The organism is Bradyrhizobium manausense (genome assembly GCF_018130615.1).
Classification (GTDB): Bacteria; Pseudomonadota; Alphaproteobacteria; order Rhizobiales; family Xanthobacteraceae; genus Bradyrhizobium; species Bradyrhizobium manausense_A.
This window is the reverse complement of record NZ_JAFCKB010000019.1, coordinates 136,352-163,237: the sequence shown is the minus strand read 5'-3', so window position 1 is coordinate 163,237 and position 26,886 is coordinate 136,352. Positions and strand designations below refer to the sequence as shown.

Here is a 26,886-nt window from a genome sequence, read left to right as displayed (position 1 = left end):
AACTTCACCAGCTGATTGTCCACGGTGTCCAGGCTCTCGCTGGTCTCCGTCAGAAACTCCCGCAACAGATCATCCATGAAAACAGGCCTTCATACAGGGAGGGCGCGCACGACTTGTGATGCGCCTATTCAGAATGGGGCCAGCTTCACCGCAAAGCGTTTAATATTGGTTGAGTATGTGCAAAAGAACGGAACCAACAAAGAGATAAGGCGCTCCGGACAAACCGAAGCGCCTTATAAAGATTCGATTAACGTCCAAGAGCGATGGGCGCGTTTACGAAGCGGTAATGATGATGGCTTCGCCTTCCGGCTTGAGCGTCACGGTCAGACCGCAGGCCTGCGCCAACAGCCGTGTATAATAAGGCTGGATCGCGTGCGCATCCGCGGCCGGTCCGCGTTCGCCGCTCAGAAGCTCGGAGATGTTCTGCGGCAGGCGTGCATTATGTCCGGTCGCGGTGATGCGGAAGCTCATCGTCTCGCCCTCGCCGATCGGATCGATCGTGAGCATGCCGCCGCGCGGGATGGTGTGCTGGGACACCACCAGCATATTGAGCAGCAGCTTGACGCGATTCTTCGGCAGCAGCAGCCGCGGCAGATTCCACGTGATCGAGCACTTGCCGTCCTCGATGTGGCCGCGCGCCATGGTCTGGGCATCGCCGAGATCGATCTGTGCGCCGGAGGAGCCGGCCGCGCCGAAGGCGAGGCGGCAGAACTGTAGGCGGGCGGAGGCCGTCTTCGCGCTCTTGCGGATCAGGTCGAGCGCGAATTCGCGATCCTCGGGCTTGGGGTCGTCATCGAGCACTTCGAGCCCATTGACGATAGCGCCGACCGGGCTGATGAGATCATGACAGACCCGCGAGCACAGCAGTGCCGCGAGTTCGAGCATATCGGGAGCGGAAGCGGTACCGGGTGACGGAGCGTCAGACATAAAGGGTTCCTGGAATTGCACGGCGCGGACGCGGCGAATCACGCATGCTTGACGGATGCTGCGGGTTCTAACATTCGCCAGCCTATGGCAGCTAGCTTGCCATAGGTTCGAACCGGCCATAAAGGGCGCAGGCGAATCAAGCGAAGAGAGGCCAGACTTGCCAATGAATGAGGCATGCAGGTGAGGATCATCGATGGCGAGGCCGCATCCCGGCTGATGGAGCCCCTGACCGCACTGGTGGTGCAGGCGGGCGAGGCAATCCTTGGCGTCAATCGTGGCGCGATGCGGGTCGACGGCAAGCAGGACGGCTCGCCGGTGACCGAGGCCGACCTCGCGGCCGACCGGATCATTGCGGAGGGGCTGGCCAAGCTTGCGAACGATGTGCCGACACTCTCGGAAGAGCGGACCCATCTCGCCGCGCCGCCGTTTCGCGGCAGCTTCTTCCTGATCGATCCGCTCGACGGAACCAAGGAGTTCGTCGCCGGCCGCGACGAGTTCACCGTCAACCTCGCGCTCGTGACCGAGGGCGTGCCGCTGCTCGGCATCGTCAGCGCACCCGCGCTCGGGCTGCTCTGGCGCGGTATCGTCGGCCGCGGCGCCGAGCGCGTGACGTTTGACGGCACGACCATCGGCGCTGCCGCGCCGATCCGGACCCGCAAGCTGCCCAGACACGGCGAGCCCTGGGTTGCGGCGGTGAGCCGCTCGCATGGCGACCCGACAAGCGAGGCGTTCATCGACGGCCGGCCCAACGCGGTCCGAAAGACCTGCGGCTCGGCGGTGAAATTCGGCCGGATCGCAGAGGGCAGTGCCGACATCTATCCGCGCTTCGGGCCCACCTCGGAATGGGATGTCGGGGCGGGCTGCGCCGTGGTGACGGCCGCCGGCGGCAAGGTGACCGACGGCAAGGGCGGCGAGATCCGGTTCGGCGAGCGCTGCGACACCCGCTTCATCATTCCGGCGTTCATCGCCTGGGGCGACCCGGAGGCGGTAACGCCCTACTGACTGAGCTTGTCCTGGAGCGCCGGCCAGCGCTTGCCGACTTCATACAGGAAGCGTTCGGGATCGGCGGCGAACGCGTCGCGGTTGGCTTCCCGGCTGAACAGATAGAGCCGCTGCGCGGAGATCACGAAGAAGCGGGGATTGCCGGCAATGATCACGCCGCGCGCAATGTCGGCGGGGTCATAACCGCCGAACTGCGGCCCGTAGATCTCGGGATGGGCCAGGAAGGAGGCGCGGTTGCCCTCGTTCCGGAAGCGCCAGACCGCGCCCCAGAGGTTGGCCTCGAACTCCGCCGTCCCCTGCTCGGCCCCGCCATCGACGAAATAGGCCACGGGGTCGAAGCCCTCGATGGCGACGCCCGAGAAGCGATTGACGACGACCCGCTCGGTGGTCGCCGCGTCTGCCGGCAACCCCGAGCAGCCGAGCCAAATGCCTGCCAACAGGCAGACCAGACGGCCGATCAAGGCAATTCCGGGGCGCAAAGGGCTATCTTCCTGCCGTTGTGCCGTCATAGTTGCTGCGGATAACATCCGAGTCGAGGGGACATCCGGTGCAACCTAGGACCGTGCCTGTTGGCGTCAGGTTAAGGGAAGCGGACCGGAATCGATACCAGGGGTTTCTTTTATGACTTTCGCATCACGCCTTGCCGCTGTGGCGCTCGTAGCGCTGGCCGGCTGGATCATGCCGGTCTCGGCCCAGACGGCCGCGCCGCCGCCGGACCTGCCGCCGCCGCAGCGGACCCCGACCCCCAACACCTACGGACCGGACGAGCTCGTCAACGCCGGCCACCGCTTCTTCGGCAACGTCTCGCGCGGGCTCGCCTCGATCATCGAGAAGGCGGTCAGCCAATGGGGTCTGCCGAACGGCTACATCCTGGGCGAGGAAGGCTCGGGCGCCTTCGTCGCCGGCCTGCGCTACGGCGAAGGCACGCTCTACACCAAGAACGCCGGCGACCTGCGCGTCTATTGGCAGGGCCCGTCGCTCGGCTTCGACTGGGGCGGCGACGGCGCGCGCACCATGACGCTGGTCTATAACCTGCCCGCCACCAACGCGATCTATCAGCGCTTCGCCGGCCTCGACGGTTCGGCCTACATCATTGGCGGCTTCGGCATGACGGCACTCACCGCCAACAACATCGTGCTGGTGCCGATCCGCTCCGGCCTCGGGCTGCGGCTGGGCGCCAATATCGGCTACCTCAAGTTCACGCCGCGGGCGACCTGGAACCCATTCTAGGCAGTCTCTTCCGGTCCACTACGGATCAACGTTAACGACAAGCGGGGGCTGGCTTTTTGCCGGCCCCGCATGCATTGTCGTTGGTAAATTTTTCCTTAGCTCCCGGAGTTCTCGCCCATGGTCGAACCGATCATGTACCTTGCGATCGGTTTCCTGCTGTCGATGCTGTGCGGGCTTGCGATCGTGCCGCTGGTGCACAACCGCGCGGTCCGTTTGACCACGCGCCGGCTCGAGGCGGCGACCCCGCTGTCGATGGCGGAGATCCAGGCCGACAAGGACCAGCTCCGTGCCGAATTCGCCATGTCGGCGCGCCGGCTGGAGATGAGCGTCGACCAGCTCAAGAACAAGACCACGAGCCAGCTCGCCGAACTCGGCAAGAAGAGCGACGCCATCAACCGGATGAAGATCGAGCTCGGCGAGAAGAACGCCACGATCTTCGCGCTGGAGGCGCGCGAGAAGGCGGTGAAGGAGCAGCTCCGCGCCACCGAAGAGGAATTCAACGCCAAGACCGAAGCCTTACGCGAGGCCGAGATCGCGCTGAGCAACAAGCAGGGCGAACTCGCCAAGATCAATTCGGAACTGTCCGACCGTTCGATGATGGCGGAGACCCGCCAGGTCGAGTTGGTCGCGGTGCGCGCGCAGATCGAGGAATTGAAGAACCGCGTCGGCGATGCCGAGAAAGAATTCACTGCCACGCAGGCCCGCCTGGCGCAGGAGCGTTCGGACTCGGAAGTCGCCTCGCGCGAGCTCGGCGATGCACGCGGCCGCGTCGAGAACCTCAGCCAGCGCGTCACCGAGCTCGACCGCCAGCTGATCGTGCAGGTGAAGGAAGCCGAGATGCTGTCCGGCCGCGTCGCCGACCTCGAAGGCCGCCTCGCCACGCAAGGCAAGCTGCTGGCCGAGCGCGACTACGAGAACAACCAGCTCCGCCAGACCAATGAAGGCTCCGAGCGCATCATCAAGGAGCTGCGCGTCGAGATCGCGGCCTTGAGCGGCGGCAAATCGTCGGCGGCGATGGAGACGATGCGCGCGGAAAAAGCCGCGCTGGAAGAGCAGCTGCGCACCGCCCGCGACGAGCGCGCAAAGCTCCAGCGCGACATCAATGCGATCCAGCAGCAGGCGGAGAGCTCCTGGGCGACCGAGCGCATGGAGAACGCGCTGTTGCGCGAGCGCATCAACGACATCGCCGCCGAGGTGGCAAAGCTCGCGATGCAGCTCGAGGGCCCGAACTCGCCGATCGAGGCGCTGCTTGCGGCCGAGGCCGGCCAGCCGCCGAAGCAGGCCGCCCGCCCGGCCAATGGCGTCGCAACCAATGGCGCCGCAGCCGCCCTGCCCGAGGGCGGCGGAACGCTCGCCGAGCGCATTCGCGCGTTGCAGGCCCACGCCTCCCGCGCCCGCCAACAGGGCGCGTAAATCGTCCAAAATCCGGCCTCGCCGCGAATTTGAGTGACTGACGCAAGGTTTTCCGGCCGGAAGCCGCCTGAAAACTTGACACGTCTAGCCCGCACTTCTAAATCGCGGGCTCCGATGCGCCGGCCGGCCGAAAAGTCCGGCCGTCTGCGTGATGGTCCCGGGCGCATAGCTCAGCGGGAGAGCGTTCCCTTCACACGGGAGAGGTCCAAGGTTCGATCCCTTGTGCGCCCACCATTTCAAACCTGAATTCAATGATTTAGTCGCTTGCTTCCCCTGCAATGTGCCCCAAAAAAGCGGGGGCACAATAGGGGCACATAGGCTCCTGCCCTGGTCAGTCGTTTCCGAGAAGCCAACCATCCAAGAGCGGACGGCAGGCGCGTTATTGCCGAGCATGTTTTCGTAAAGAGCATGCGATGCTGCTCTAGACTTGCGAGCAACAGCGACGACGCGCGTGAAGGCTTTGGTCTAGTCCGCAGCGCATGAAAGCGCCGCTCGCGATCATCGCGGATTCGATGGCAATTCCCGCCGAACATGGACTGCGGAGGTCTAGGTGGTTACAATTATGGGTTGACTCGTCTGGGGGCAGACGGGCGTACGAACAAGGGGGTAGGCCGTCTGTCGACCATCACCGCGACTGATCTCACGTCCGCGCTGACAGGGAATCCGGAAGCACTCGACGTTCACCTCATGTTGGTGGAGCGCGACGTCCTCATCGAGGGTCATTCGGTCAAGATCCACTGTCATTGCCTCACAGTGGATGGAAACGGCCGCGTCCAGCCGCAACGGCTGGCGGAGTTCATGCGGAACGCCGTAGTCGACTATGCGATACCGCGCTCGAAGCTCGCTGCAGCGAAAGCGCGCGACGCCAAGTACAATAGCACCGAGGCGGTCGCTGAACTCGTCGAGCGCGCCAAGCGGTCGTTCACCGATTTGGCGAAGACCGGAGAGGGCGGCGAGATGCTGCTGTTCTTATTGGCCGAGCGCTTCCTCAAGCTGCCTCAGATTCTGTGCAAGATGGATCTCAAGACAGACACGCGCCTACACTACCATGGAGCCGATGGGGTGTACGCTGGCGTGATGCCGGAAGGCATCCTGAAGCTCTACTGGGGTGAATCCAAAATCTACAAGGACGCGGGAGCCGCGATCCGCGACTGCCTCGCCTCACTCGCTCCCTTCCTCATTGAACCAGAACACGAGGAAGCCGACAGGGAACGCGATCTGGTGCTCCTGAGCGACAAGGCCGACCTCAGTGATGCGACGCTCACCGACGCGCTGAAGAAGTTTTTTGACAAGTCGTCGGTGATGTCGAAGCGGGTCCAATACTGCGGCGTGGCCCTGGTGGGCTTCGACGCGCCGTTCTATCCGAAAGACGACGTAAAGGCGATCGCGGAGGAGATCGTTGAGGCCTCACGCGCGGAACTGACCGTTTGGAGCAAAAGGATCGGCGAGCGGCTCAAGTCGGAGAAGCTCGACCAGATGGAAATCGAGCTGTTTTGCATCCCACTGCCGTCGGCCGACGGCTTCCGCGCTGCATTTCTCAGAGCGATGGGGATTAAGACGGAATGAGCCTAGTCGGTCTCCAGTCGTGGCTTCTTCAGGAAGGAATTCGCGACGATCTCGATGCGATCATTCGACTCACCGTGCGCACCGAACTTGACAACCTAGTGCCCGAACCCGCCGCTCCCTCTGCCGTGGCGATCGATTGGCCAAGGCTGCTGCTCGCCGGCAGCATATTGGCGCGGTCCGATCAACGGATCGACCAGGAGGCGGCGCTCCGGATCGCAACTGCGGCGATCTCTCTGACCGACGATCAAGCACTCAAGGACGCGGGCGCTGTCCTGTTGGGCAAGCTCTCCAATTTCCGGGCCATCACGCTAGCCAACGATCGCCGCCTACTGACGGCCGGTCTCGACGGACGACTAGGTGTGGCGCTGCGCCTTGAATCCCAGCGTCGCGAGATGGACCGTTCCATCCTGGTGGAATCGAGCGGCGCTTGGCTGCAGGTGAACGATTTTCAGCAACGCTTCTGGACCAATGCGGGCGGAGGAAGTTGGCTCTCGGCGTCCGCCCCCACTGCCTCCGGGAAGACGTTTCTCGTCCTTCAGTGGTTGATCGACCAACTAAGCGCGGGTGACACCCGGGTCGCAGTCTACCTCGCCCCTACCCGCGCGTTAGTTTCGGAGATCGAGACCACTCTCCAAGGCCTTCTCGGCAAGACCAAGCGCATCGAGGTGTCGTCCCTTCCCCTCCGTGACAAGTACGAAGCGGCGCGCGCTGGAGGCGCGCAAGTAATTCTAGTCTTCACGCAGGAGCGACTGCACCTTCTCGCCAACGTGCTCGGCGACGCGTTCTCAATTGACCTGCTTATCGTGGACGAGGCGCACAAAATCGGGGACAGCCAACGCGGCGTGATCTTGCAGGACGCCGTAGAGCGGGCTAGCCGTGCGAACTCGAAGCTGAAGGTCGTGTTCATCAGCCCCGCGACACAGAACCCGGAGGCGTTGCTGACGGACGCGCCCGACGGTGTGCAGACTGTCGCCGTCGACAGCGACGCTCCCACCGTTCTCCAGAACCTGATCGTCGCGAACCAAACCCAACGCAAGCCGAAGCTCTGGAACCTGACCGTCCGACAGCAGGGTTCGACAGTTCCAGTCGGAACGCTCCAGCTCGCAAGCACGCCAGCGGGACTTAGGAAGCGCCTCGCGTTCATCGCCGCAGCGGCGGGCCAGAGAGGCGGAACGCTCGTCTACACGAACGGCGCCGGAGAGTCGGAGGATGTCGCCGATCTGGTTAGCCAGCTCCTGCCTCAGCCTGGCTCAATCGATCCGGAGCTTGCACAGCTCGCCGACCTCGCCCGGAAGGGCGTACACCCCAACTTCCGCCTTGCACCGCTCGTTGAACGCGGGGTCGCGTTCCACTTCGGCAATATGCCATCGCTGATCCGGCTCGAGATTGAGCGGCTCTTCCGATCAGGCAAGATCCGCTTCCTGGTATGCACGTCGACGCTGATCGAGGGCGTGAACCTGTCGTGTCGCACGATTGTGCTGCGCGGACCGCGGAAGGGAATTGGCCACCCGATGGAGGCGCACGACTTCTGGAACCTAGCCGGCCGCGCAGGCCGTTGGGGCAATGAATTTCAAGGCAACATCATTTGTATCGACCCGGAGGATACGGAGGCTTGGCCCACTGGCGTTCCTAGCCGCGCGCGCTATCCCATTAAGCGCGAAAGCGACGCGGTGCTCGAGCTTGGTGACGGTATGGCGGACTACCTTTCCAGGCGCGGAGTGTCGGACCTGTCCAGCCTCAAGGACTCGGATAAATTCGAACAGGTTGGCGCCTATCTGCTCACCACATTCATGCGGCTCGGGTCCATTTCGGCGGCCAGTCTCTCGAAGCGCCACGATGCCGCGTCGTTGGCGAAACTCGACCAAGCCCTGGCGGCGCTTGCAGCACAAATCGAAATCGACGTCGACCTCACCACACGGCATCCCGGAGTGAGCGCGATCGGCCTTCAGCGGCTACTTGAAGCGTTCCGATCGTACGCGGGTGATGTCGAGAATCTGCTGCCTGCCGAGGTCGCGAGCGAAGACAGCTACGATCGCTTCGTTACGATCATGGGGAGAATCAATAAGCATCTGTTCCCCGCCTTCGAACCCGAAAAGGTGATCAGGCTGTACGCGTTGATCGTCGTCCAGTGGCTGAAGGGATTCTCGCTGGCCGAAATGATCCGCAGGAACATCGAGTGGCACCGTACCACCGGTAGGACCTACAGCCTTCCGGTGCTGATCCGCAACACGATGGAGCTGGTCGAGCAAGTCGCGCGATTCAAGGCGCCGAAGTATCTGTCCGCCTACATGGATGTCCTGCACATGCATCTCCGCCAGATCAACCGTGAGGACCTGATTGATCACGGCTTGGACATCGGCACACAACTTGAGTTTGGTATTTCGTCGAGGACCCTCCTCTCACTCATGGAACTCGGTCTCTCCCGCATGAGCGCGGTGGCCTTGTACGAGAAGATCGCCCGCGACGATCTCAGTAAGGAGGAATGCGTGGCGTGGGTCACCGAACGCGAAGGTCAGCTCGAAGCCATGGATTTCCCGGTCATCATCGTCCGCGAGCTACGCGAGCGGCTTCTGCCGCTCGACGACGTGGACAGCAATTCTACCGCTTGATTGGAATGGAGGTTTCACATGCCCGCGAAGCCGATCGACCTCGGCCCACTGCACTTCGCCAAAAGAGGTGACGCCGTTGCTTGTTTGAATGACATGCTTCACCGGTACGACGTGGGCGATCGGGTTGGCGCCAATGACACAGTGATTCTACGAGCGGCACTGGAGCACCATCCCGATGCCGAGGCCAAGAAGGGATGCGGAATTACCCACTTTAGCGTCCGAACTGCTGACTTCGGTACGAAATGCTTCTGGTTGAACCGTACTGACGGAACGACCGAAAAGTTTTCTCATAGGGCCTGTATCTACGGTACCTAGCTAAGCAATTCGCCGAGCTCGGTTGCATAGCGGTGCGCAGTTCTCGGCCTGGTCGGGCAAGATTTTCGCAGGTTCAAATTGCGGAGGCGCAACCACCGATACCGACATTCGGTTCAAGTTGCGATCTGATGGCTTAAGACCACTGCGTCCCGAACGCAGTGAGCATCTTCTAAGCTATTGATTTTTCTCGCTGCGACGGGCCCTTGCGTCCCGTTTTGTTCACGCTCGTTTCACCCAATTCGTTGCGATTTCGTTGCGGCAGTTTGGAGCGAGAACGGTGAGCATCGTCGCGATTCCCCGGAGACCAACAGGTCGTTTCGGCTGGATGCGCGCCCGCCTTAACGGCGGTATGGCGAGTCTCGCTACCTGGTCCTGAAAGGCATCGAACGATGCGTTGCGGCCACCAGCGTCGCGCGGTCGCCTCGCCAGTGAGCGGTTCCGACAGAGCAGCTGATTAAGAGTTCAGTACTATCCCTTCGCCACAGTTTCCAGATGTACGCCGCGCTACGATGAGTATTGGAGAAGCCCTTTGTTTGTAGGTGTTTCTCGCATAGTTTCGCGCTCCATCGAACTCAAACCTTCCAACTGCTCAATCCGCCAACACCGTTTGAAAACCGTTTTGGCGGCCGTGGACTCTTGTAATATGACCGATATTCGAATTTCGCTCACCGACAAGGCAATCGCTCAATTACCCGCTCCGAAAGAAGGCTGGTACCTAGCGCGTGATAAAGAATTGAAGGGCTTTTTCGTGGTCATTGAAAAGCGACGGAGAACCTTTACCGTCCAAGGTGACCTGAGGCGCGGTGGTAAGCGGGCTTCATCCATTAGGGTTTCCATTGGCGATGCTAGTGAGATGTCGACCCGCGCTGCGCGCGCCACTGCCAAAGAGTACTTGGCCCAGATTAGCCGCGGACGGCACCCAAAGGACGATAAACACGCCGAAGAACCGCATCCCGTTCCGGCGATCGCAATTGGCGGGAGGGTCGCGAGCATCACTCTGAGGCAGGCCTGGGAACGGTATCTCGACGCGCATCTGGTGCGGAAGAACCGCAGCGAGAAGATGACCTGAAGGGTTGGTTCGCGCAGCTCGCCGCTCTAGACAACCCCGTTCGCAGAGAGTTCCACCTCTTCACTCTCCTTTGCGGTTCTAGACCTACTGCGCTCCAGGAAGCCAAGCCGGAGCACATAGATTTCAGGCGCCGCACGCTGCACATCCCTAAACCAAAGGGAGGCAAGTAGAAGGCCTTCGATATTCCGTTGTCGCGACAGATGGTCATTTGCCTCGTCCGCGCAACCCGGTTCGGCAGGCAGATGTATCCCGCGCAAGCACAAGAGTGGGTCTTTCCGGCTGACAGCGCGTCAGGGCATCTAGCGGAAACGAAAGAGGACCGGGAAATGCTATCGAAGTGGGGCAACGACCTTCGTCAAACCTTCCGTACGATTGCAACGGCAGCAGGTGTCTCGGAAATCGACGCCAAGCTCCTGATAAACCATGCTATTCCCGGAGTAAACGGAGGCTATATTACGCGACACGCGACACAAGCTTCTCGAAGATCATTTGCGCAGCCAGCAGCAGGCGATTAGCTGCGCGGTGTTTGCGGGGTTGAGCACATCGATTGCCCAAGATCATGCCCTCGGGGTTGGCTCGGAAGAGGCGCATACCGGCATGCGATCGAGAGCGTCGTTGCAGCTGGCAAGCGGGGTGTGGTCCGACCCGTCGTCCAAACTGAGCAAAGATCAATCTGAGGCTCAGCTCCTTGGACAATCCGAAGCTCGTGAATCGGTCCAATCCACCATGGGCGCCGCGGCGAATCGTCGATATAAGCCATTCATTCTATTGAGATATTTCTCATTCCATCGATCCCATATGTTATTGGACCGATCGAGAATTCCGGTGTGACGAGCGTTCCGCTTCCAGGCTCACAGCCGCGATCGCAATCTCCTGCTCCCGCGCCGACGCGCGAACTTATTGGGACCCGGGCGATCTACCGCTACAGCGAGGACACGGTTTACGAGCACGTCTACCTGAATACGCACTGGTACTCATATCAGTGCCTGAAGGGTGTGCGCCGTGGCGATTGCGGTACGGACGAAACGAGCTACTGGAAGATCCGCGACGACATCTATGTCGTCACATGGCGGGAGATCCTGATCGATCTTGCCGCAGCCTTTGTCTACGACATGAAGGCTTGCCGGAGCACTGGCTGCGCCTGGGGAACGCCAGGCGATCTGCCAGAGCCCCGGCATATTCTGACCGGAGCATCTTTCGAAAAGCTCAATGCGGCAGGTTATCCTGCTGACATCGAGCTGGTCTGACGCGTCGCTGACGAAGGCGGATCAACCCGGATCCGCGCTTCGTCTCAGCCCCACTTCATCTCGCCCTTGGCAACTTTGGAGCCGATATCGAGCGCCACGCCCATGCCGAGGTTCGGGAAGCGCGCTTCCATGGCAGCCTTCAGAGCTGCGGCATCGGTTGCCTTGGCGAGCTCTTCGTCGAAGGCGAGCAGATACTTCCTGGTGTGCTCGACAGCAGAGAGATCCACGGCAACGCCCGGAGACATGTGACCCGGCACAACGACGGACGGCTTGCGGGCGGCGATCTTGTCGAGGTTCGCAACCCAGGCTGCGCGCTGCTCCTTGGTCGGTGTGTCGGCGGTCCAGACGTGAACGCCGGAGAAGATCATCACGCCGCCAAACACGGCGTTCAGGGAGGGAACGAAGAGATAACGGCGGTTGGCAAGGCCGTCGGCGTTGACGATTTCGACCGTTTCGCCATCAACCGTGAGAGTGGCCCCATCGAATGCTTCCGGCAGCACGACGTCTGCCAGGGTCTGTGGGCCGTTGTCCTTTAACTGCGGACCCCAAACCGCAAGTTTCTTCTCCACGTTACCCTTGATGGCCGCCAGCGTCGCCGATGCCGCCAGCACCTTGGCATTCGGGAAGGCCTCTCGCACGGGCTTCAGGCTGAAATAGTAGTCCGGATCGGATTGGCTAACGTAGATGGTCGCCAGCTTCTTGCCGGTCGCCTTGATCGCCTCGGCCAGCGCCCGCCCATCCGGATAAGAAAAGCCACCGTCGATCAGGATCGCCTCGGTGGGACCTTCGAGCAGCACCGGCGCACGGAAGAATCCGTTGGGCCCGGCGGGAAAATGCTTCCAGCTCAGTTTGGATTCAGCGGCATGCCCGACATCGGCGGGACCAAATACAGCGACAGCGCCCGCAGCAAGGGTCGTTTTCATTAGTTGTCTCCTTGAGAACATTGGTCTCTCCTTCGAGCTTCGTTGGTTGGGGAAATTGGCCTTGACTGTCATGCCGCGCGCAACTGGGCGGCCAGCAACTCGAACCGCCCGAACAACAGGCTGCTGCTGACTAGCCGGCGCTCTGCACCATCGCCGACCACCAGGGCAGGCACGCCTTCGACAGCGAACCGCGCCATGTCGGCGCGCGCGGCTTCGATCCGTCGCCGGTAAGCCGTGATGAGTGTATCGTCTGGCATCCCGACGCGACGCGCTGCATCGGCGAATTGCGCTCTCTCGAGCAGGTCGGCGACGATCTGGGGGTTTGAATTGTCTCGTCCGTCGATGTAGCGGGCACGCTGCAGGAGTTTCAGCGCCTCAAACTCACGGTTGGGATCCGTGAGACCCACAGCAACGAGACCAAGGGTTGTCGGGGCCGAATCGAACGTGCCACTGGTGCCGAGAATGTTGGTGCGATAGGCCTCAGTGAACGGCTGGCCTGTCAGTCGCGCGATGCGCTGATCGTTTTGCCAGGCGTAGGCCGCAAAATGTTGGTCCATGGGACGAGCCGCCTCGCCTGCAAACAGGCCGGTCGGTGCTAGCTCCAGCGTGACGTCATCGAGCCGCGCAATTTGCTCCAGCATAGGCCCGGCGCCGTAGCACCAGCCGCAAAGAGGGTCGAAGAGATAGGTGATCCGCATGATTTTGATCCGCCCGCGATCCGTGCGGGAAGACTTAGCGCGAGATCATTAGTTGATAAATATCAGATAATAAGACATATTGTTTGTTATTAGCTAACAATCTGGATGAGGCAGGATGGAGACGATCAACCTCAACCGCTTGGCCTATTTCGCAGCGGTGGTCGACGCCGGGTCCTTCACACGTGCTGCGGAGCGGCTCGGCATCACGAAGACCGTCGTCAGCCAGCAAGTCGCGCGGCTCGAAGCCGAGCTGAAAACAGCGCTGCTGCTCCGGACAACCAGGAGAGTGGAACCGACCGAGGCCGGCCGTCTGCTGCATGCTCGCTGCGTCATGATCCTGCGCGAGGCGGAAGATGCCGTGGACGAGCTCGCCCAGACGAATGCCGAGCCTATGGGGGTGCTGCGGATCGCAGCACCGAACGATTACGGTGCATCGACCATTGCGCCGCTCGCGGCCAAATTTGCGCGGAAGTATCCGGCATGCAGTGTCGATCTCGTGCTGTCGGATGTCAGGACAGATCTCGTCGCCAACCAGATCGATCTGTCGATCCGCGTCGGTTGGTTGAACGATTCGAGTCTGCAAGCCAAACGGCTGGGGGCGTTCCGCCAATTCTTGGTCGCTCCGCCGGAGATCGCCGTAGCGATCCGCGCGGACCAGCCCGACGAACTCACGGCCTTGCCGTTCATCGCCAATGGAGCGCTCAGCGAGCCACTGGTCTGGCGCTTCACCAGAAACGATTTCGAAGCCCGCACTGTTCGAATGCAGCAAACCATTACGATCAACACGACGCCCGCGGTGCTTGCGGCGACGCTCGCTGGCGGAGGCCTGTCCGTGTTGCCGGATTTTCTGGTTGCGGAGCATCTGAAAGCCGGACGGCTCGTCCATGTCCTGCCGTCCTGGACGCTGCCCTCAGGTGGCATCCACGTCGTTTATCCCGCCGCCCGTTTTCGTCCACCGAAAGTCACAGCATTCGTTGCAATGCTGTCGCGGGTTGCAAAGCGCTCCCCTTGAATAGTCCCCCGCCGCGGTGGGCTATGCGGCGCTTTCCTTGCCCAGGATGAAACGCGCCGCCCGTTCACCGATCATCATCGTCGGAGCGTTGGTATTGCCGGAGACAAGCCGTGGCATGATCGAGGCGTCAGCGACGCGGAGTCCTTCGACCCCGCGCACCTGCAAATTTTCCGATACGACCGCCATCGGATCGTCGGCCGCCCCCATCTTCGCAGTGCCGGAAGGATGGAACACGGTCTTCGAGATCGAGCGCACATAATCACGAAGCGCGTCGGCATCCGCCTCCAAACCCGGCTTCGGAAGAACGCGGCGCTTTACGAGACGCGCCAATGACGGAGCCTCGGTGATCCGTATCGCAAGTTCGACTCCACGCGTGAGCGTGTCGACATCGGCTTGCTCGGCAAGCGAATTGGCAACGAAGAGCGCGGGGTCAGCCGGATTTGTGGACCGGAGCCGGACAGACCCGCGCGACTGCGGACGCAAGACGCACGGCCCGATCGAGATGCCATGCCCCGGCTCTGCCGGGCGGTCGGCAAATCCGTTGAATGTCGGCAGCACATGAAACTGGACGTCCGGCTCGCCGGTCCCGGCGGTGTCGGCAAAGCCGCCGGACTCGACGACCGTGGACGTCAACAGCCCCGTCCTGGTCAGCATGTATTGCAGCATGTGCGATACGGCACGCAGGCCCTTGTCCTCGCCGAAAATCGAGATCGGATCCTTGATCTCGCACTGAACGGTAGCTTCGAGGTGGTCTTGATAGTTCTCGCCGACGCCAGGTAGATCCGCAATGATGTCGATGCCGTGCTTGCGCAGATGTGCACCTGGCCCGATTCCGGAGAGCTGCAGGATCTTGGGCGTAGCGAGAGCTCCCGCGGTCAGGATCACCTCCCGCTTGACCTTCACGGTCGATCCATCGTTGAGCACCACGCCGGTCGCTCGATTTCCGTCGAACTCGACCTTGTTGACGCGCGTCGCCGTTCTGATCGTCAAGTTCGGGCGAGCCTCCGCCTTGCGCAGAAAGGCTTCCGCGGCACTGCGGCGTCGTCCCTTGCTGGTGGTCGTCTGATAGAATCCGACGCCTTCTTGTCGCAATCCGTTGAAGTCCTCGTTATAGGGAATTCCGACCTCCTGGGCGGCGCGGATGAACGCCCACGACAGCGGATGACCGTAGGCCCTGTCCGAAACGGTCAGTTCACCGCCGACGCCATGATACCTGCCGGCAAGGCGCTGGTTGCTTTCGAGATCGCGGAACACAGGAAGCACCTTGTCGTAGCTCCAGTTCCGGCATCCCAGTTGTGCCCACGTATCGTAGTCCTGGCGCGAGCCCCGGATATAGACCATCGCATTCACGGAGCTGCCGCCGCCGAGGACGTGGCCCTGAGGGACGATCGACGGACGTCCCCTCAGGCCGGCTTCGGGCTCGGAAGCATAGAACAGCGCGTCCCTGCCCTTTTCGAGAACCTTGAAGAACGTTGCAGGAATATGGATGTACTTGTCCGTATCCCGCTGTCCGCTTTCGATCAGCAGCACGCGATGCTGCGGATTCTCCGACAGACGTGAAGCCACCACGCATCCGCTGGAGCCGCCGCCGGCGACGATGAAGTCGTATTCCTGCATCAATCCCCTCCCCCGAAGGGCAAGCTGCCTGGCGCGCGTCCGCTCAGCAGAACACGCTCTGCACGGTCGTAAACTCCTTCAATCCGTCCACGCCGAATTCGACGCCGAACCCGGACTGCTTGACGCCGCCGAAAGGAGCGTTCGGCTGAATCGCGCCGTGCTTGTTGATCCAAACGGAGCCCGCCTCGATCCGCGCCACGACGCGTTTGGCCTCCTCAAGATCAGATCCCCACACCGAGCCGCCGAGGCCCATCGAGCTCGCGTTCGCCTTCGCGACGGCCTCGTCGACCTCGCGGTAGCGGATGATGGGCAGAGCCGGTCCAAACTGCTCCTCATCGACGAGGCGGCAACCATGATCGACATCAGCAACGAGCGTGACTGGATAGAAATGACCCGACCCGCCGGCGGGATTGCCGCCGATCAGAACTCGGCCGCCCTTGCTGCGAGCCTCATCGACGAAAGCAGAGACGATTTCGAACTGCCGGCGATTCTGTACGGGTCCGAGAATCGAGCCTTCCGAAAGTCCGTCGCCAACGACAACCTGTCGCGCATAGGCGGTCAGTTCACGGCAGACTTCCTCGTAAAGACCGTCGTGGACATAGAGCCGTTTCAGCGCAGCGCATGTCTGCCCATTGTTGATGAATGCGCCCCAGAACAGCCCCTCGACGATCTTCTTCGGATCCGCATCCGGCAGAACGATCCCGGCGTCGTTGCCGCCGAGTTCGAGCGTCAGGCGCTTCAGCGTGCTGGCAGCATTTTGCATGATACGACGGCCGGTTGCGGTTGAGCCCGTGAAAGTCACTTTCGCGATGCCCGGATGGGCCGACATCAGGCTTCCGATCTCGTTCTCGCCGGTCACGATATTGACGACGCCGGGCGGAAGTTTCTCGTTCATGAGCTCGACGAGACGGATTGTGCTGAGCGGCGTCAGCGGCGAGGGTTTGATGACGACGGTATTGCCCGTACGGATGGCCGGGATGATGTGCCAGCATGCAATCATCACTGGCCAGTTCCACGGGGTAATCGAACCGACGACCCCGATCGGCTTGCGATGCAGCTCGACGCGCCCATCGGGATTGTCCTGCAGGACCTCCACGGGAAGCGACAACTCGCTGGTGTGACGCGTCCAGGCGACGGCACCGCCAATCTCAAAGCGCGATCCCAGTCCGTTGAGCGGCTTGCCCTGCTCCAATGTCAGGAGTTTCGCGAGCTCTTCCGAATTCTCTTCCAATGTTGCGGCGATCGCGCGGCAGGCTTCCGCCCTTTCGGGGTCGGGCACATCCTTCCAGAGCGCAAACGCGCGCGAGGCAGCTCCGACCGCGTCGTCGAGATTCTTCGACGTGGCAAGCGGCATTGCGCCAACCGTCCCCCCTGTCGACGGGTTGATAACGTCCTGAAATCCGTCGGTCGCAACCTTGCGACCATCGATCACCAAACTCCAGCGTTGCATGCGAGCGCCTCCCAACCGTCATTTCGGTTGAGCAAAGACGATCGCCTCACTTCTGTCTTGGAAAAGAGCGCGACCCCAATTGGACGCCAGCGCGACTTACTTCCGGACGATATCCTTCGGAGAGCAGTCGAATGCTTTCTTGAAGCAGCGATTGAAGTAGGAAATGTCGTTGAAGCCGGAGGAGAACGCGATATCCGCAATCGTCCCGCCGTCGACGCCACGCTGTTTTTCGACGAGCCGATCTCGGGCAAGACGGAGACGACGATCGCGAATGAAGCTCGTCACCGTCGAGCCGCCGGTGCTGAAATCCTCCTGAAGCGTGCGCATGGAAACGCCTAGCTTGTTGGCAAGCCATTGCGGTGTCAGCCACTCGGCCGTGAGGTGACGATCGACGAGTACATGCGCAAGCTCGAGCCGGCCGGACGCGCGCTCCTTCGGGCACAGCTGCATATCGGCCCCGTCGGCAGCGAAAGCCTGCCGGGTCACCTGGAGGAGTAACTGACGCAGCTCGCCCCCTCTTTGGTGACTTGACGGCGTTTGCAGTATCTTCGCGACAAGCGCCCGCAACATCATCGACATTGGATCCTCGGCGCCAAGGCGCCGGGAGACTTCGAAATCGTTCGGCTTCTCCGAGAGCAGCAATTGCCGAGGCAGGTGCACGGACAAATGATTGCTGAACTGCCCGTTGAAATAGAAGCTCGATGGCAGCGATGAATCGACCAGGATGCAGTCTCCGGGCGAGACGATGTTCTGGCGTCCCAACTGCTCGACCGCACACAGGCCCTGCAACTGTACGAGGAGAAAGAAGTGTTCGCCGTAATCGAGGCGAATGTCGCGTTCTTCGCGGCGGACAAGGCCGATATCCGTGGCGACCTGGACAATCTCCGTGCCCGCCACGTCGGACAGCACGACGCCGCCATTAACGACTTTGCGCTGCTCCCAGCCAAACGGGTTGAAGCGTCCGCAGACGGACTGGAGCTTATCACCCCACTCATCCAAAGGAGCCGGACTCCAGATCTGCGGAGTCCACCGGCTAAACTCCTGGAGCTGCACGCGCTCCTCCCTGGCTCGGTTGCCGTCGGGCGGCACCCGCTTGATAACATGTTAAGCAAGCCGGTCCGGCTGTCAACGGTGTTTGCAGGACGGACTCGCTCCCTCGACTACACCGGCGCCTTGCGGTCGGAGTAAACGGTCCGGGATTTCACCTCGATGAATGCACCGGCGGGCTTGTTCTCGATTCTGCCCTGGCTGGTCACGCCAAGGAATTTCCCCGTCGATCGCATGGCGTCGTAATCGTAGAAGAAGATCGAAGCGACCGGGATGATGAACTCACGAAACCCGAACACATACTGGTTGTGATCGAACTTGAAGGTCGTCGCCAGGTCGACATCGCCATGGCCGCGCTGCACGCCGACGAGGTTTTGCCACGCGTACCGCTCCGAGCTCAGGTAGATGTGCTCATAGACGTGGTGCGGGCTATATTCGTAATGCGCGGTCAGCCCGATCAGCTCGCGCGTCGGGGCCGGCTCCATGCCATCGGCCGCAACAGAGGGATCGCCGATGATCCCGGGCGCATAGTCCTGCAGCACGCGAGGCTCGCCCCTGGCCTCATCCGCATCGCGCAGTCGCTCGCGGACGGACAGAACGCGCCGCGTCCTGAGATTGAGGACGAAGGCTTCATCCTCGTTCGGACGGGCCGAGAAGGTCATATTGACGAAGAACATGTCGGCGGCAACGTTGATCGCCTCATACCAGTCGATTCCGGTCTGGTCGCCCTCGCGCCAGGTGACCTCATTCACCGCGTTGAAGGCCAGCTCGATCGCGCGGCCGTTCTTCAGGGAGATCTTGATGCGTCGGCCCGACAAGGCGTCAGTAGTCGGCAGGCGATTGGTGGCAATGCCTGCCGAAAAGTCGTCAAAATGCTTCCAGTCGGCGGGCCTGTTCGTATCAGTCATGTCGATCGTCCAGCCTTGTTGCGCTCGCGCAGGGAAATAGTCCGATCCCGGCGCGACGTAAGCCGGTCCGGCTGAAAGCGTCTTGGACTCGGGCGCGGCTGCGCTAGGACTCGCGCGGGCCCTGCACGGCGCCGACGATTTGCGCCCGCGTCCAACCCCCTCCGCGCTATTCTCCAAGACAGGATCAATAGACATGCCGCACCCTTCGCGACGCAATTCCCGTCAAAAACAAAAAGGCATGGACAATGGCCGAGGCGCCCACGACGGAGTTCTGGAAAGACATCAAGCCGATCCAGAAAGTGTTCAAGCCCGACGCGCTGCCTGATACCTACATCGCCAATGCGCCGACCGACGACGAGCGCTATTATGTGCCCTTCAGCGAGACGGTCTCGTCGCGGCCGCTCTGGATTTCGCCGACCCAGAACAAATGGTGCGACATCCTCTGGTCCAAGACGGCCGGGCTGGTCAACCGCCACTATCACCCGCACCAGGTGTTCGCCTACACGATCTCCGGCAAGTGGGGCTATCTCGAGCACGATTGGACCGCCACCGCCGGCGACTTCATCTATGAGAGCCCCGGCGAGAGCCACACACTCGTCGCCTATGACCATCCCGAGCAGATGCGCGTCTTCTTCATCGTCAGCGCGCCCTTGATCTGGCTCGACGAGAACGGCGATTCCATCGGTCATTTCGACGTCCATGATTACATCGAGCTCTGCAAGGCGCATTACGAGAAGGTCGGACTCGGCGCCGAGGCGATCACGAAACTGTTCCGCTGACACCGGCGGCTTCCGCCGGCCGGTTTCGCACCTCATGCGCTCATGCCGCCATCGACCATCAGCCGCGAGCCAGTCGTGAAGCGGCTCTCGTCTGAGGCCAGATAGAGCACGGATTGGGCGACTTCCTCCGGCGTGCCGTGCCGGCCCAGCGGAATCATCGCGTTGAAGAATTCGGCGCCGTCACGCTTGATGACGTCCGCAAGACCTGCTTCGACCGCGTGCTGAAAGGAGTTGTCGATCGGCCCCGGATGAACCGTGTTGACGCGGATCCGGCGCGGTGCGAGCTCCTTGGCGAGGCATCGCATCAATCCGATCTGCGCGTGTTTGGCGACGATATAGCCGTAGACGCCGGGGTCGCCGCGTACGCCTGCCACACTCGACGTGATGATCACGCTGCCGCCGTCACGCATGCGCGGCGTCGCGTGCTTGCAAAGCAGGAACGCGCCCTTGACGTGGACAGCGTAGACGGCATCGAACACCGCTTCCGGATAGGCGGCGATCGGCGCCACGGTTCCAAAATTGCCGGCATTGCTGAACAGCACGTCGATCGGCCCGAGCCTCGCATTGACGGCCTCGATCGCCGCCGCGACCTCCTCGTCGCGGGAGACATCAGCGACAACAGTCATGACCGAGCGGTTGCCGAGGCGCTCCACCGCATGGTCCAGCTCGGCCTGCCGCAGGTCGATCAAGGCGACACGCGCGCCCTCCGCGAGGAATAGACGCGCCGTCGCCAGGCCGACACTTCCGGCGCCGCCGGTGACGACGCAGACCCTGTCCTCAAGACGCTTCATTGCTTCTCACATTTCATCGTTTCGCACCGTCGACGTCTCCCGCATACCGCTATGCCAGATAGGCGCTGTGAAGAATGTCGGGATTTCGCACCAGTTCGCCGGGCTCGCCATGGAAGCAAATCCGTCCTCGCTCCATCACATAGGCGATATCGGCGATCTTGAGCGCGATATGGGTGAACTGCTCGATGAGCAGGACGCCGACGCCCTGCTGCGCGAGCTTCTGCAAGACCGGAACGAGGCGCCCCACCACCACGGGCGCAAGGCCAAACGACAATTCGTCGGCAAGCAAATAGCGCGGGCGCGAGATGATCGCCTGCGCCAATGCCAGCATCTGCTGCTGCCCGCCGGACATCGTGCCCGATCGCGACGACAGGCGCGCGCGGAGTTCCGGAAACGTATCCAGCGCAACCTCGATGGCCGGCTTGACCTCGGCGCGCGGCAAATGGCTCCCGGCCACCTTGAGATTGTCCTCGACGCTGAGATCGCCGAGCACCTGGTGGCCCTCCGGCACCGCGGCAACGCCCAGCGCACGGATCGCTTCCGGGCGAAGCCCGGAGATCGGACGCCCGTCGACAAGAATTTGCCCCGCGGCAATTGGCAAGGCGCCGGCGATCCCCAGCACGAGACTGCTTTTTCCGGCTCCGTTCGCGCCAAGCAGAGCCGTGATCCTGCCTCGCGCAAGCGTGACGTCCACGCCATGAAGAACAGCCTTGCCGCTGCGCTGCAGGTCGACGCCCTTGACTTCGAGCCCCTCGCTCATGCGCCCTCCTCGACGATCCCGAGATAGGCCGCACGCACTTTCGGATCGGCCAGCACGGCCGCAGTCGGCCCGTAGGCGATCTGGGACCCGAAATCCAGCACCAACGTCGCCACGCAGGTCGCGGAAATGAGATCGACGTCATGATCGACGAGCAGCACCTGAGCGCCGCAATAATTGTGGATGCTCTTGATGACGCTCCGCAAGTGCTCGCTTTCCTCTTGCGAAAGTCCGGCGCCTGGTTCGTCCATCATCACGAGCCGCGGCCGCCCGACGGTGGCGCGCGCGATCTCGACCAATCGCCGTTCATAGGCATTAAGGTTGGCTCCCATCACGTTCGCCTTCGATGCCACGCCGACGAAACCCAGCGCCGCCTCGATCAGCTGCTGTCTTGGCCGTCCACCGGTCGGAACATTATCCAGCACCGCGGCGACGTTGCCGGCCGCCGTCAGATTTTCCACGACCTGTTCATTCTGGAATGTGCGCCTGATGCCGAAGGCCGCGCGCTTGTGAAGCACGATACCGTCGAGATTCTCGCCGTCGATCCTCACGCTTCCGCTCGCGGGCCTTACAAATCCCGAGAGCACGTTGATCAGCGTGGTCTTGCCCGCGCCATTCGGCCCGACCAGACCGGTGACAGGCTCGGGTAAGGTCGCGGTCAGCGCATTCAATCCGCGCACGCCGCCGAACAGGACCGTGAGACTATCGATCTCGATCATCGGATGGCTCCGGAGCTGCCGAAGAACCTCTTGCGAAGCGCCACGGCGGCCTCCTGGAGCTGGCCGGCAATGCCTTGCGGTGCGGTTATCAACGCGTGGAGCAGCCCGGCACCGAACACGATCGTGGCGATGTTTCCGTCGACGCCGAGATCGTTCAGCAGCGCGGGAAACGCCCGCAGCATCAAGCCTGCGATGATCGGGCCCATCCAGCTATAGGCGCCTCCTACGATCGTCAAAGCGAACAACATGATCGACTGACTGGCCGGAAAGGCGGAACCGTCAAGCTGGCCGACACCGCCGGCAAGCAAGCCCCCTGCAATGCCGGCCAGGAATCCGGACAGGGTGAAGGCCCACACCTTGTAGGCGACGATGTGGACGCCGCCGGCAAGCGCGCAGACTTCGCTGCGACGTATCATGGCCCACGCCCGCCCCGGGCGTCCGCGCATATGCAGGAACACGACGCCGTAGCACAGCGCCAGCACGACCATCGCGTAGCGGAAATAGGCTTCGTCGGTCGCAGCCAATTGCGGCCGTGCCATCATGATGCGCGCGCCGGTGCTCTTGCCAAGGATGCCGGCACCGCCGTCAGGAAAGCCGAACGCACTGATGAGGACTTGAATCGCGCCCGCCATCATCAGGGTGATGATCGCGAGATAAAGCCCGCGCATCCGCAGCGCCGGCAGGCCGACGACCAGGCCGAATGCCGCCGCGACGACTCCGCCGGTCAGGAGCGCGAGTTCAAAGGGCACGCCGAGGCCGTGCGAGATGCGCAGTGCGAACCAACCGCCGACGCCGAGCAGCCCATACTGGGCGAGCGACACCATGCCGAGTTGAGCGAACAGCAGGCTCACGCTCAAGCTGCCGATTGCGAGCGCAGTCACCGAGATGAAGGTGCGCAGCCAATAGTTCGACAGTATCTCGGGCAGGACGACGACGATCGCCAGCGCAACGACGACTGCCGCCACCCGCTTCAGCCGCACGCGCTTGGCGTCGACGAGCGGCGAATATGCCAGGGTTTGGTCCGTCACGTCGCGCTCACCGGTAAACAAATGTGAACCTGCGCTGCATCCACAGCAACGCAGCAACTGCGAAGATAAAGGGCACCGCCGTGCGGAACGGTCCGACGACCGGGACCGGCGTGAGCAGCGCTTCGCAGACCCCGATGGCGACACCTCCGGCGACCGTTGCCGGAAGCGAGGAGAACCGCCCGATCACCGCCGCCGAGATCGCAGGGATGACGGCAAATGTCAGCGTCTGGCCGCTGAGACGCTGCAGATCCGCAAGCAAAATGCCGCTGACCCCGGCAAGCGATCCGGAGATGATCCACGCATAGCCGTCCGCACGCAGCACCCGGACGCCGAGCAGCGCGCTGAGATCGCGATTGTTGGCAAGCGCCCGCATCTGAAGCCCGAGCCGGCTTCGGGCGAGGAAGACCATCACCGCCACCGTCGCAAGCACGGCGAGCGCAAAGGCGACGGCCCGCGTCGCGGTGATGCGCACGCCGATCAATTCGAAGCTGATCGTGTCCGTCGGCAGCCGCAGCCGCCGCGGCAGCTCGCCCCACACATAGCCCATGAAGCCGAGCAGGATCAGCGCGACGCTCAAGGTCGCGACCGCCCGCATCACCGGATCGCTGAACGCCAGACGCGGCGCCAGCACGCGGCCATAGAGGAACGCCAGCACCGTCGACACCAATATGCCGGCGCACCAGGCCAACGGAGCCGGGCCGCCATTCTCCACGATGGACCAGGAAACGAACGCAGCCAGGGCGCCGAGCGCGCCCTGGCTGAAATTGACCACGCCCGATGCCCTGTAGAGCACAACGATGCCGACGGCCGACAGCACGTAGGTCGCAGCCGTTGCGAGCCCCGAGACGAAGAAAGGCGTGAAATCAGGCATGACGGATCAGTTCGAGATGCCGATGGTCTTCTCGTAGGCGCGCACGTCGTCGAGTTCCGGATCCTGCGCGTCGATGCACTGTCCTTTCGGCAAGAGCTTGCCGTCCTTCACCTGCGCCACCGGGCCGGTATGGTTGGCGTTGTGCCGCGGACCGTCGCCGACGTACCAGGGCGCGCAGAGAATGTCGCTCTCGAACCGTTTGACCGAACGCAGCGCCGCCGTCACCGACTTGCGGTCGATCTTGGCGGGATCCATCTTGAGAAGGGTTTCGGCCGTCACGCGTGCCGCCAGATAGCCGGCCTGCGAGAAGGTATCGCGCGGATCGCTCTTCTGGCCGTACTGGTCCATCACCGCGAGCCAGTTGTTCATGTCAGGCGTGTTGGCGTCGGCCGCCTTGAGCTCCATGTCGACGGTGACTTTGCCGTCCCAGTACTTGCCGATCGCCCGCGGAAAATCGAGGTTGTAGAGCGAGGCGGGCCCGGTCCAGTGCAGCTTGTCCGCAAGCCCCTGCTCTTCGGCCGCGGCGAAGATCGGCACCGCCATGCCCTTGGGCGTGCCGACCGAGACGGCGTCGGGCTTGAAGGCCATCGCTTCCAGAACCAGTGAGGTGGCATCGAGCGAGCCCGGATCGAACGTGATGATCTTGCCGTCGCCACCCTGCTTCTTGATCCAGCTCACTGCGCCCGTGCACGACCATTCGCCGACGTTGGGAATGTTGGGCGCGATGCAGACGATGCGCTTGATCTTGCCCGGATAGGTCGCGGCAAGGTCCATGATCGCCTTGGTGTTGCTGACCCGCGGTCCGGCATTGGTGGGGGCGTAGTTCTTCTGGAAGAAGCAATCGCGCGGCACGCCAACGCCGGCGATGACCATGATGTCTTCCTTCTCGTAGATGCCCTGGTTGGCGCCGCAATCGACGAAGCTCATATTGCCGACGAGGGCGACCGCGCCCTGATCGCGAATGAGCTTGGCTGCCAGTTGTGACGACTGCTCCGGATTCCAGGCGTCGTCCTGCATCAGGTACTTCACCGGCCGGCCGTTGATGCCGCCGTTGGCGTTGAGACACTTGAAGTACGCCGCGGCCGCAAGCCCAGACGAGCTGAAATTGTCTGGTCCGGTCACGCTGACGATGCCGCCGATGATGATCGGATCGCCCGCTGCCGCCTTGCCGTTGCTCAACCCGCATTTGGCATTTTCAGCGGCTTGAGCCTGGCCGCCTGACATGATCGCTGCAAACGACATTGCCGCCAGGGTACACAACGCAGTCTTCCATCGCATGGTAGTCTCCTCCCCTACATGATACCGGGCTTTTTTTATTGCCGGCCGAGCTTCGCCCGGCTTCGCATCTTCTTTCCCAAATTGAGCCTATTCGGATTCCCGCGAGACAATCTTGGACTCCGACGCAGCGCGCCTAGGACGTGTGCGCAGGAACTAGCGCAGATGATTTCAGAACGGATAGTGACGCGGGGTCGTCTGCATGGTGATCCAGCGCAGTTCCGTGAACTCGGCGATACCGGCCTTGCCGCCAAAGCGCCCGAAACCGCTGTCCTTGACGCCGCCGAACGGCATCTGGGCTTCGTCGTGAACGGTGGGCCCGTTGATATGGCAGATGCCCGACTGAATTCTCGCCGCAACCCGCATTCCTCGCGCGGAGTCTCTGGTGAAGACGGCCGAGGACAGGCCATAGGCGTTGTCGTTCGCGCAGGCGATCGCCGCCTCCTCGCCATTGACGCGAACGATCGGCTTGACCGGCCCGAAGGACTCCTCGCCGTAGATCCGCATGTCCGGCGTCACGTGATCGAGCAGTGTCGCCGGCATCAGCGTCGACTGCGCTTTGCCTCCGCACAACAGCTTCGCGCCCTTGGCGAGCGCATCGTCGATCAGCTCGTTACAACGATGGACCGTCGCCATGTCGACGACCGAACCCAGCACCACCGGACCCTTCCGGGGGTCGCCGAGCGGCAATTGCGCGGCCTTGTCGGCCAGCCGCCTGGCGAAGGCATCGGCGACTTTCACATCGACGATGATCCGCTCCGTCGACATGCAGATCTGCCCGGAATTGGCGAACGCGCCGAAGGCGGCGCCATCAACGGCGGCCTCGAGATCGGCGTCGTCGAGGACCAGGAGCGGCGCCTTGCCGCCGAGCTCGAGCACGACGGGCTTGAGGTATTTGGCGCAGACCGCCGCGACGATCCTGCCGACACGGGTCGAGCCCGTGAAATTCACGCGCCGGACGGCCGGCTCGGCAATCATCGCCTCCACGACGGAGGCCGCATCCTTCGGTGCGTTGGTCACATAATTGACGACGCCTGCGGGGAAACCGGCTTCGCGAAATGCCTCGACGATCAAGCCATGCGTCGCCGGACAGAGTTCCGAACCCTTCAGAACCACCGTATTGCCGCAAGCCAGCGGCAATGCGATCGCGCGCACGCCGAGGATGACCGGCGCATTCCAGGGCGCCATGCCGAGGACGACGCCGGCCGGCTGGCGCACGCCCATCGCGAGGCTCCCGGGCACGTCGGACGGAATGACCTCGCCACCGATCTGCGTCGTCATTGCGGCGGCCTCGAGCAACATGCCGGCGGCGAGATGGACGTTGAAGCCGCTCCACAGTGCCGAGCCGCCGGTCTCCGTGGCGATGGCCGCCGCAAAGGCATCGGCCTTGGCCTCGAGACAGTGCGCGGCCTTGGTCAGCAGCGCGCGGCGCGCGGACGGGCCGATCGCGGACCAGGACGGAAAGGCGCGCGCTGCGGCGTGAACCGCGGCGATCGCATCTGCGGCCGTCGCCGCAGGGGCGCGCGTTGCAACGGTGGCGTCGAGCGGATTGTTGCGTTCGAACGTCGCACCGTCAGCGGCCTGCCGCCGCTCCCCGTCGATCAGCATGGCAATCGCGTTCATGGACCTCTCC

The 26,886-nt window shown here is 62.5% G+C and carries 25 protein-coding genes and 1 tRNA gene; 11 read left to right on the top strand and 15 right to left on the bottom strand.

Annotated features, from left to right (window positions below; all coding sequences use genetic code 11):
* Positions 1 to 273: 273 nt before the first annotated feature.
* Positions 274 to 927, bottom strand: coding sequence for a histidine phosphotransferase ChpT (chpT, locus tag JQ587_RS28935; protein ID WP_212300030.1), 654 nt, complete (start codon positions 925 to 927; stop codon positions 274 to 276).
* A 174-nt stretch (positions 928 to 1,101) separates the two neighbouring features.
* On the opposite strand from chpT, the gene JQ587_RS28930 reads away from it, so the two are divergent.
* Positions 1,102 to 1,929 carry a 3'(2'),5'-bisphosphate nucleotidase CysQ family protein gene (locus tag JQ587_RS28930; RefSeq protein WP_212427606.1) on the top strand — a complete coding sequence of 276 codons (828 nt, stop codon included), beginning with the start codon at positions 1,102 to 1,104 and terminating at the stop codon, positions 1,927 to 1,929.
* On the opposite strand, the gene JQ587_RS28925 is transcribed toward JQ587_RS28930, so the two are convergent.
* Positions 1,923 to 2,408 carry a YHS domain-containing (seleno)protein gene (locus tag JQ587_RS28925; protein ID WP_212300032.1) on the bottom strand — a complete coding sequence of 162 codons (486 nt, stop codon included), beginning with the start codon at positions 2,406 to 2,408 and terminating at the stop codon, positions 1,923 to 1,925. The two genes, JQ587_RS28930 and JQ587_RS28925, sit on opposite strands and share 7 nt — an antisense overlap.
* Positions 2,409 to 2,550: 142 nt before the next feature.
* On the opposite strand from JQ587_RS28925, the gene JQ587_RS28920 reads away from it, so the two are divergent.
* The 8 genes from JQ587_RS28920 to JQ587_RS28885 all read left to right on the top strand — a co-directional run bounded on the left by JQ587_RS28920 (position 2,551) and on the right by JQ587_RS28885 (position 11,378).
* Positions 2,551 to 3,159, top strand: coding sequence for a DUF1134 domain-containing protein (locus JQ587_RS28920; protein ID WP_212427605.1), 609 nt, complete (start codon positions 2,551 to 2,553; stop codon positions 3,157 to 3,159).
* Positions 3,160 to 3,276: 117 nt separating this feature from the next.
* Complete coding sequence (locus JQ587_RS28915) at positions 3,277 to 4,572, top strand: coiled-coil domain-containing protein (protein WP_212427604.1); 1,296 nt, start codon at positions 3,277 to 3,279, stop codon at positions 4,570 to 4,572.
* A gap of 159 nt (positions 4,573 to 4,731) precedes the next feature.
* Positions 4,732 to 4,806 (top strand) — tRNA-Val (locus JQ587_RS28910).
* Positions 4,807 to 5,259: 453 nt separating this feature from the next.
* Complete coding sequence (locus JQ587_RS28905; RefSeq protein WP_249154569.1) at positions 5,260 to 6,138, top strand: HamA C-terminal domain-containing protein; 879 nt, start codon at positions 5,260 to 5,262, stop codon at positions 6,136 to 6,138.
* A complete protein-coding gene (locus JQ587_RS28900) occupies positions 6,135 to 8,747 on the top strand; it encodes a DEAD/DEAH box helicase (protein ID WP_212427602.1) in 2,613 nt (870 codons plus the stop codon). The genes JQ587_RS28905 and JQ587_RS28900 overlap by 4 nt, the downstream gene beginning before the upstream one ends.
* An 18-nt stretch (positions 8,748 to 8,765) precedes the next feature.
* The gene (locus tag JQ587_RS28895) at positions 8,766 to 9,062 is read left to right on the top strand and encodes a DCL family protein (protein ID WP_212427601.1); all 297 of its coding nucleotides are present in this window, start codon (positions 8,766 to 8,768) and stop codon (positions 9,060 to 9,062) included.
* 643 nt (positions 9,063 to 9,705) lie between these two features.
* Positions 9,706 to 10,131: an integrase arm-type DNA-binding domain-containing protein gene (locus tag JQ587_RS37090; RefSeq protein WP_349629541.1), complete on the top strand. Its 426-nt coding sequence runs from the start codon at positions 9,706 to 9,708 to the stop codon at positions 10,129 to 10,131.
* Between the two features lie 827 nt (positions 10,132 to 10,958).
* Positions 10,959 to 11,378 (top strand): MoaF C-terminal domain-containing protein, encoded by a 420-nt coding sequence (locus JQ587_RS28885; protein WP_212427600.1) that lies wholly within the window; start codon positions 10,959 to 10,961, stop codon positions 11,376 to 11,378.
* A gap of 44 nt (positions 11,379 to 11,422) precedes the next feature.
* On the opposite strand, the gene JQ587_RS28880 is transcribed toward JQ587_RS28885, so the two are convergent.
* Both JQ587_RS28880 and JQ587_RS28875 read right to left on the bottom strand, forming a co-directional pair.
* On the bottom strand, positions 11,423 to 12,322 hold the full coding sequence (locus tag JQ587_RS28880; protein WP_212427599.1) for an MBL fold metallo-hydrolase: 900 nt from the start codon (positions 12,320 to 12,322) through the stop codon (positions 11,423 to 11,425).
* 47 nt (positions 12,323 to 12,369) lie between these two features.
* Positions 12,370 to 12,999 carry a DsbA family protein gene (locus tag JQ587_RS28875; RefSeq protein WP_212427598.1) on the bottom strand — a complete coding sequence of 210 codons (630 nt, stop codon included), beginning with the start codon at positions 12,997 to 12,999 and terminating at the stop codon, positions 12,370 to 12,372.
* A 115-nt stretch (positions 13,000 to 13,114) separates the two neighbouring features.
* Between JQ587_RS28875 and JQ587_RS28870 the strand changes: the two genes are divergently transcribed.
* Complete coding sequence (locus tag JQ587_RS28870) at positions 13,115 to 14,011, top strand: LysR family transcriptional regulator (protein WP_212427597.1); 897 nt, start codon at positions 13,115 to 13,117, stop codon at positions 14,009 to 14,011.
* Between the two features lie 21 nt (positions 14,012 to 14,032).
* Here the strand turns inward: JQ587_RS28870 and JQ587_RS28865 are convergent, their stop codons facing one another.
* From JQ587_RS28865 to JQ587_RS28850, 4 genes are all read right to left on the bottom strand, one after another.
* Entirely contained in the window at positions 14,033 to 15,628 is a 1,596-nt protein-coding gene (locus tag JQ587_RS28865; protein WP_212427596.1) for a GMC family oxidoreductase, read from the bottom strand.
* Between the two features lie 43 nt (positions 15,629 to 15,671).
* Positions 15,672 to 17,078 carry an aldehyde dehydrogenase family protein gene (locus JQ587_RS28860; protein WP_212427595.1) on the bottom strand — a complete coding sequence of 469 codons (1,407 nt, stop codon included), beginning with the start codon at positions 17,076 to 17,078 and terminating at the stop codon, positions 15,672 to 15,674.
* Positions 17,079 to 17,174: 96 nt separating this feature from the next.
* Positions 17,175 to 18,131 carry a helix-turn-helix domain-containing protein gene (locus JQ587_RS28855; RefSeq protein ID WP_212427594.1) on the bottom strand — a complete coding sequence of 319 codons (957 nt, stop codon included), beginning with the start codon at positions 18,129 to 18,131 and terminating at the stop codon, positions 17,175 to 17,177.
* Between the two features lie 107 nt (positions 18,132 to 18,238).
* Positions 18,239 to 19,033 carry a MoaF C-terminal domain-containing protein gene (locus JQ587_RS28850; RefSeq protein WP_212427593.1) on the bottom strand — a complete coding sequence of 265 codons (795 nt, stop codon included), beginning with the start codon at positions 19,031 to 19,033 and terminating at the stop codon, positions 18,239 to 18,241.
* A 245-nt stretch (positions 19,034 to 19,278) separates the two neighbouring features.
* Here JQ587_RS28850 and JQ587_RS28845 point away from each other — a divergent pair, with 245 nt between their 5' ends.
* On the top strand, positions 19,279 to 19,812 hold the full coding sequence (locus JQ587_RS28845; RefSeq protein WP_212427592.1) for a 2,4'-dihydroxyacetophenone dioxygenase family protein: 534 nt from the start codon (positions 19,279 to 19,281) through the stop codon (positions 19,810 to 19,812).
* Positions 19,813 to 19,844: 32 nt separating this feature from the next.
* Here JQ587_RS28845 and JQ587_RS28840 read toward each other — a convergent pair whose 3' ends face one another.
* The 7 genes from JQ587_RS28840 to JQ587_RS28810 form a co-directional block, all read right to left on the bottom strand.
* Positions 19,845 to 20,603: an SDR family NAD(P)-dependent oxidoreductase gene (locus tag JQ587_RS28840; RefSeq protein ID WP_212427591.1), complete on the bottom strand. Its 759-nt coding sequence runs from the start codon at positions 20,601 to 20,603 to the stop codon at positions 19,845 to 19,847.
* 49 nt (positions 20,604 to 20,652) lie between these two features.
* Complete coding sequence (locus tag JQ587_RS28835) at positions 20,653 to 21,363, bottom strand: ABC transporter ATP-binding protein (RefSeq protein WP_212427590.1); 711 nt, start codon at positions 21,361 to 21,363, stop codon at positions 20,653 to 20,655.
* A complete protein-coding gene (locus JQ587_RS28830) occupies positions 21,360 to 22,079 on the bottom strand; it encodes an ABC transporter ATP-binding protein (protein ID WP_212427589.1) in 720 nt (239 codons plus the stop codon). The genes JQ587_RS28835 and JQ587_RS28830 overlap by 4 nt, the downstream gene beginning before the upstream one ends.
* On the bottom strand, positions 22,076 to 23,107 hold the full coding sequence (locus tag JQ587_RS28825; RefSeq protein WP_212427588.1) for a branched-chain amino acid ABC transporter permease: 1,032 nt from the start codon (positions 23,105 to 23,107) through the stop codon (positions 22,076 to 22,078). The genes JQ587_RS28830 and JQ587_RS28825 overlap by 4 nt, the downstream gene beginning before the upstream one ends.
* 7 nt (positions 23,108 to 23,114) lie before the next feature.
* A complete protein-coding gene (locus JQ587_RS28820; RefSeq protein WP_212427587.1) occupies positions 23,115 to 23,978 on the bottom strand; it encodes a branched-chain amino acid ABC transporter permease in 864 nt (287 codons plus the stop codon).
* 6 nt (positions 23,979 to 23,984) lie between these two features.
* The gene (locus JQ587_RS28815) at positions 23,985 to 25,256 is read right to left on the bottom strand and encodes an ABC transporter substrate-binding protein (protein ID WP_249154568.1); all 1,272 of its coding nucleotides are present in this window, start codon (positions 25,254 to 25,256) and stop codon (positions 23,985 to 23,987) included.
* 168 nt (positions 25,257 to 25,424) lie between these two features.
* The gene (locus tag JQ587_RS28810; RefSeq protein ID WP_212427586.1) at positions 25,425 to 26,876 is read right to left on the bottom strand and encodes an aldehyde dehydrogenase; all 1,452 of its coding nucleotides are present in this window, start codon (positions 26,874 to 26,876) and stop codon (positions 25,425 to 25,427) included.
* Positions 26,877 to 26,886 lie beyond the last annotated feature (10 nt).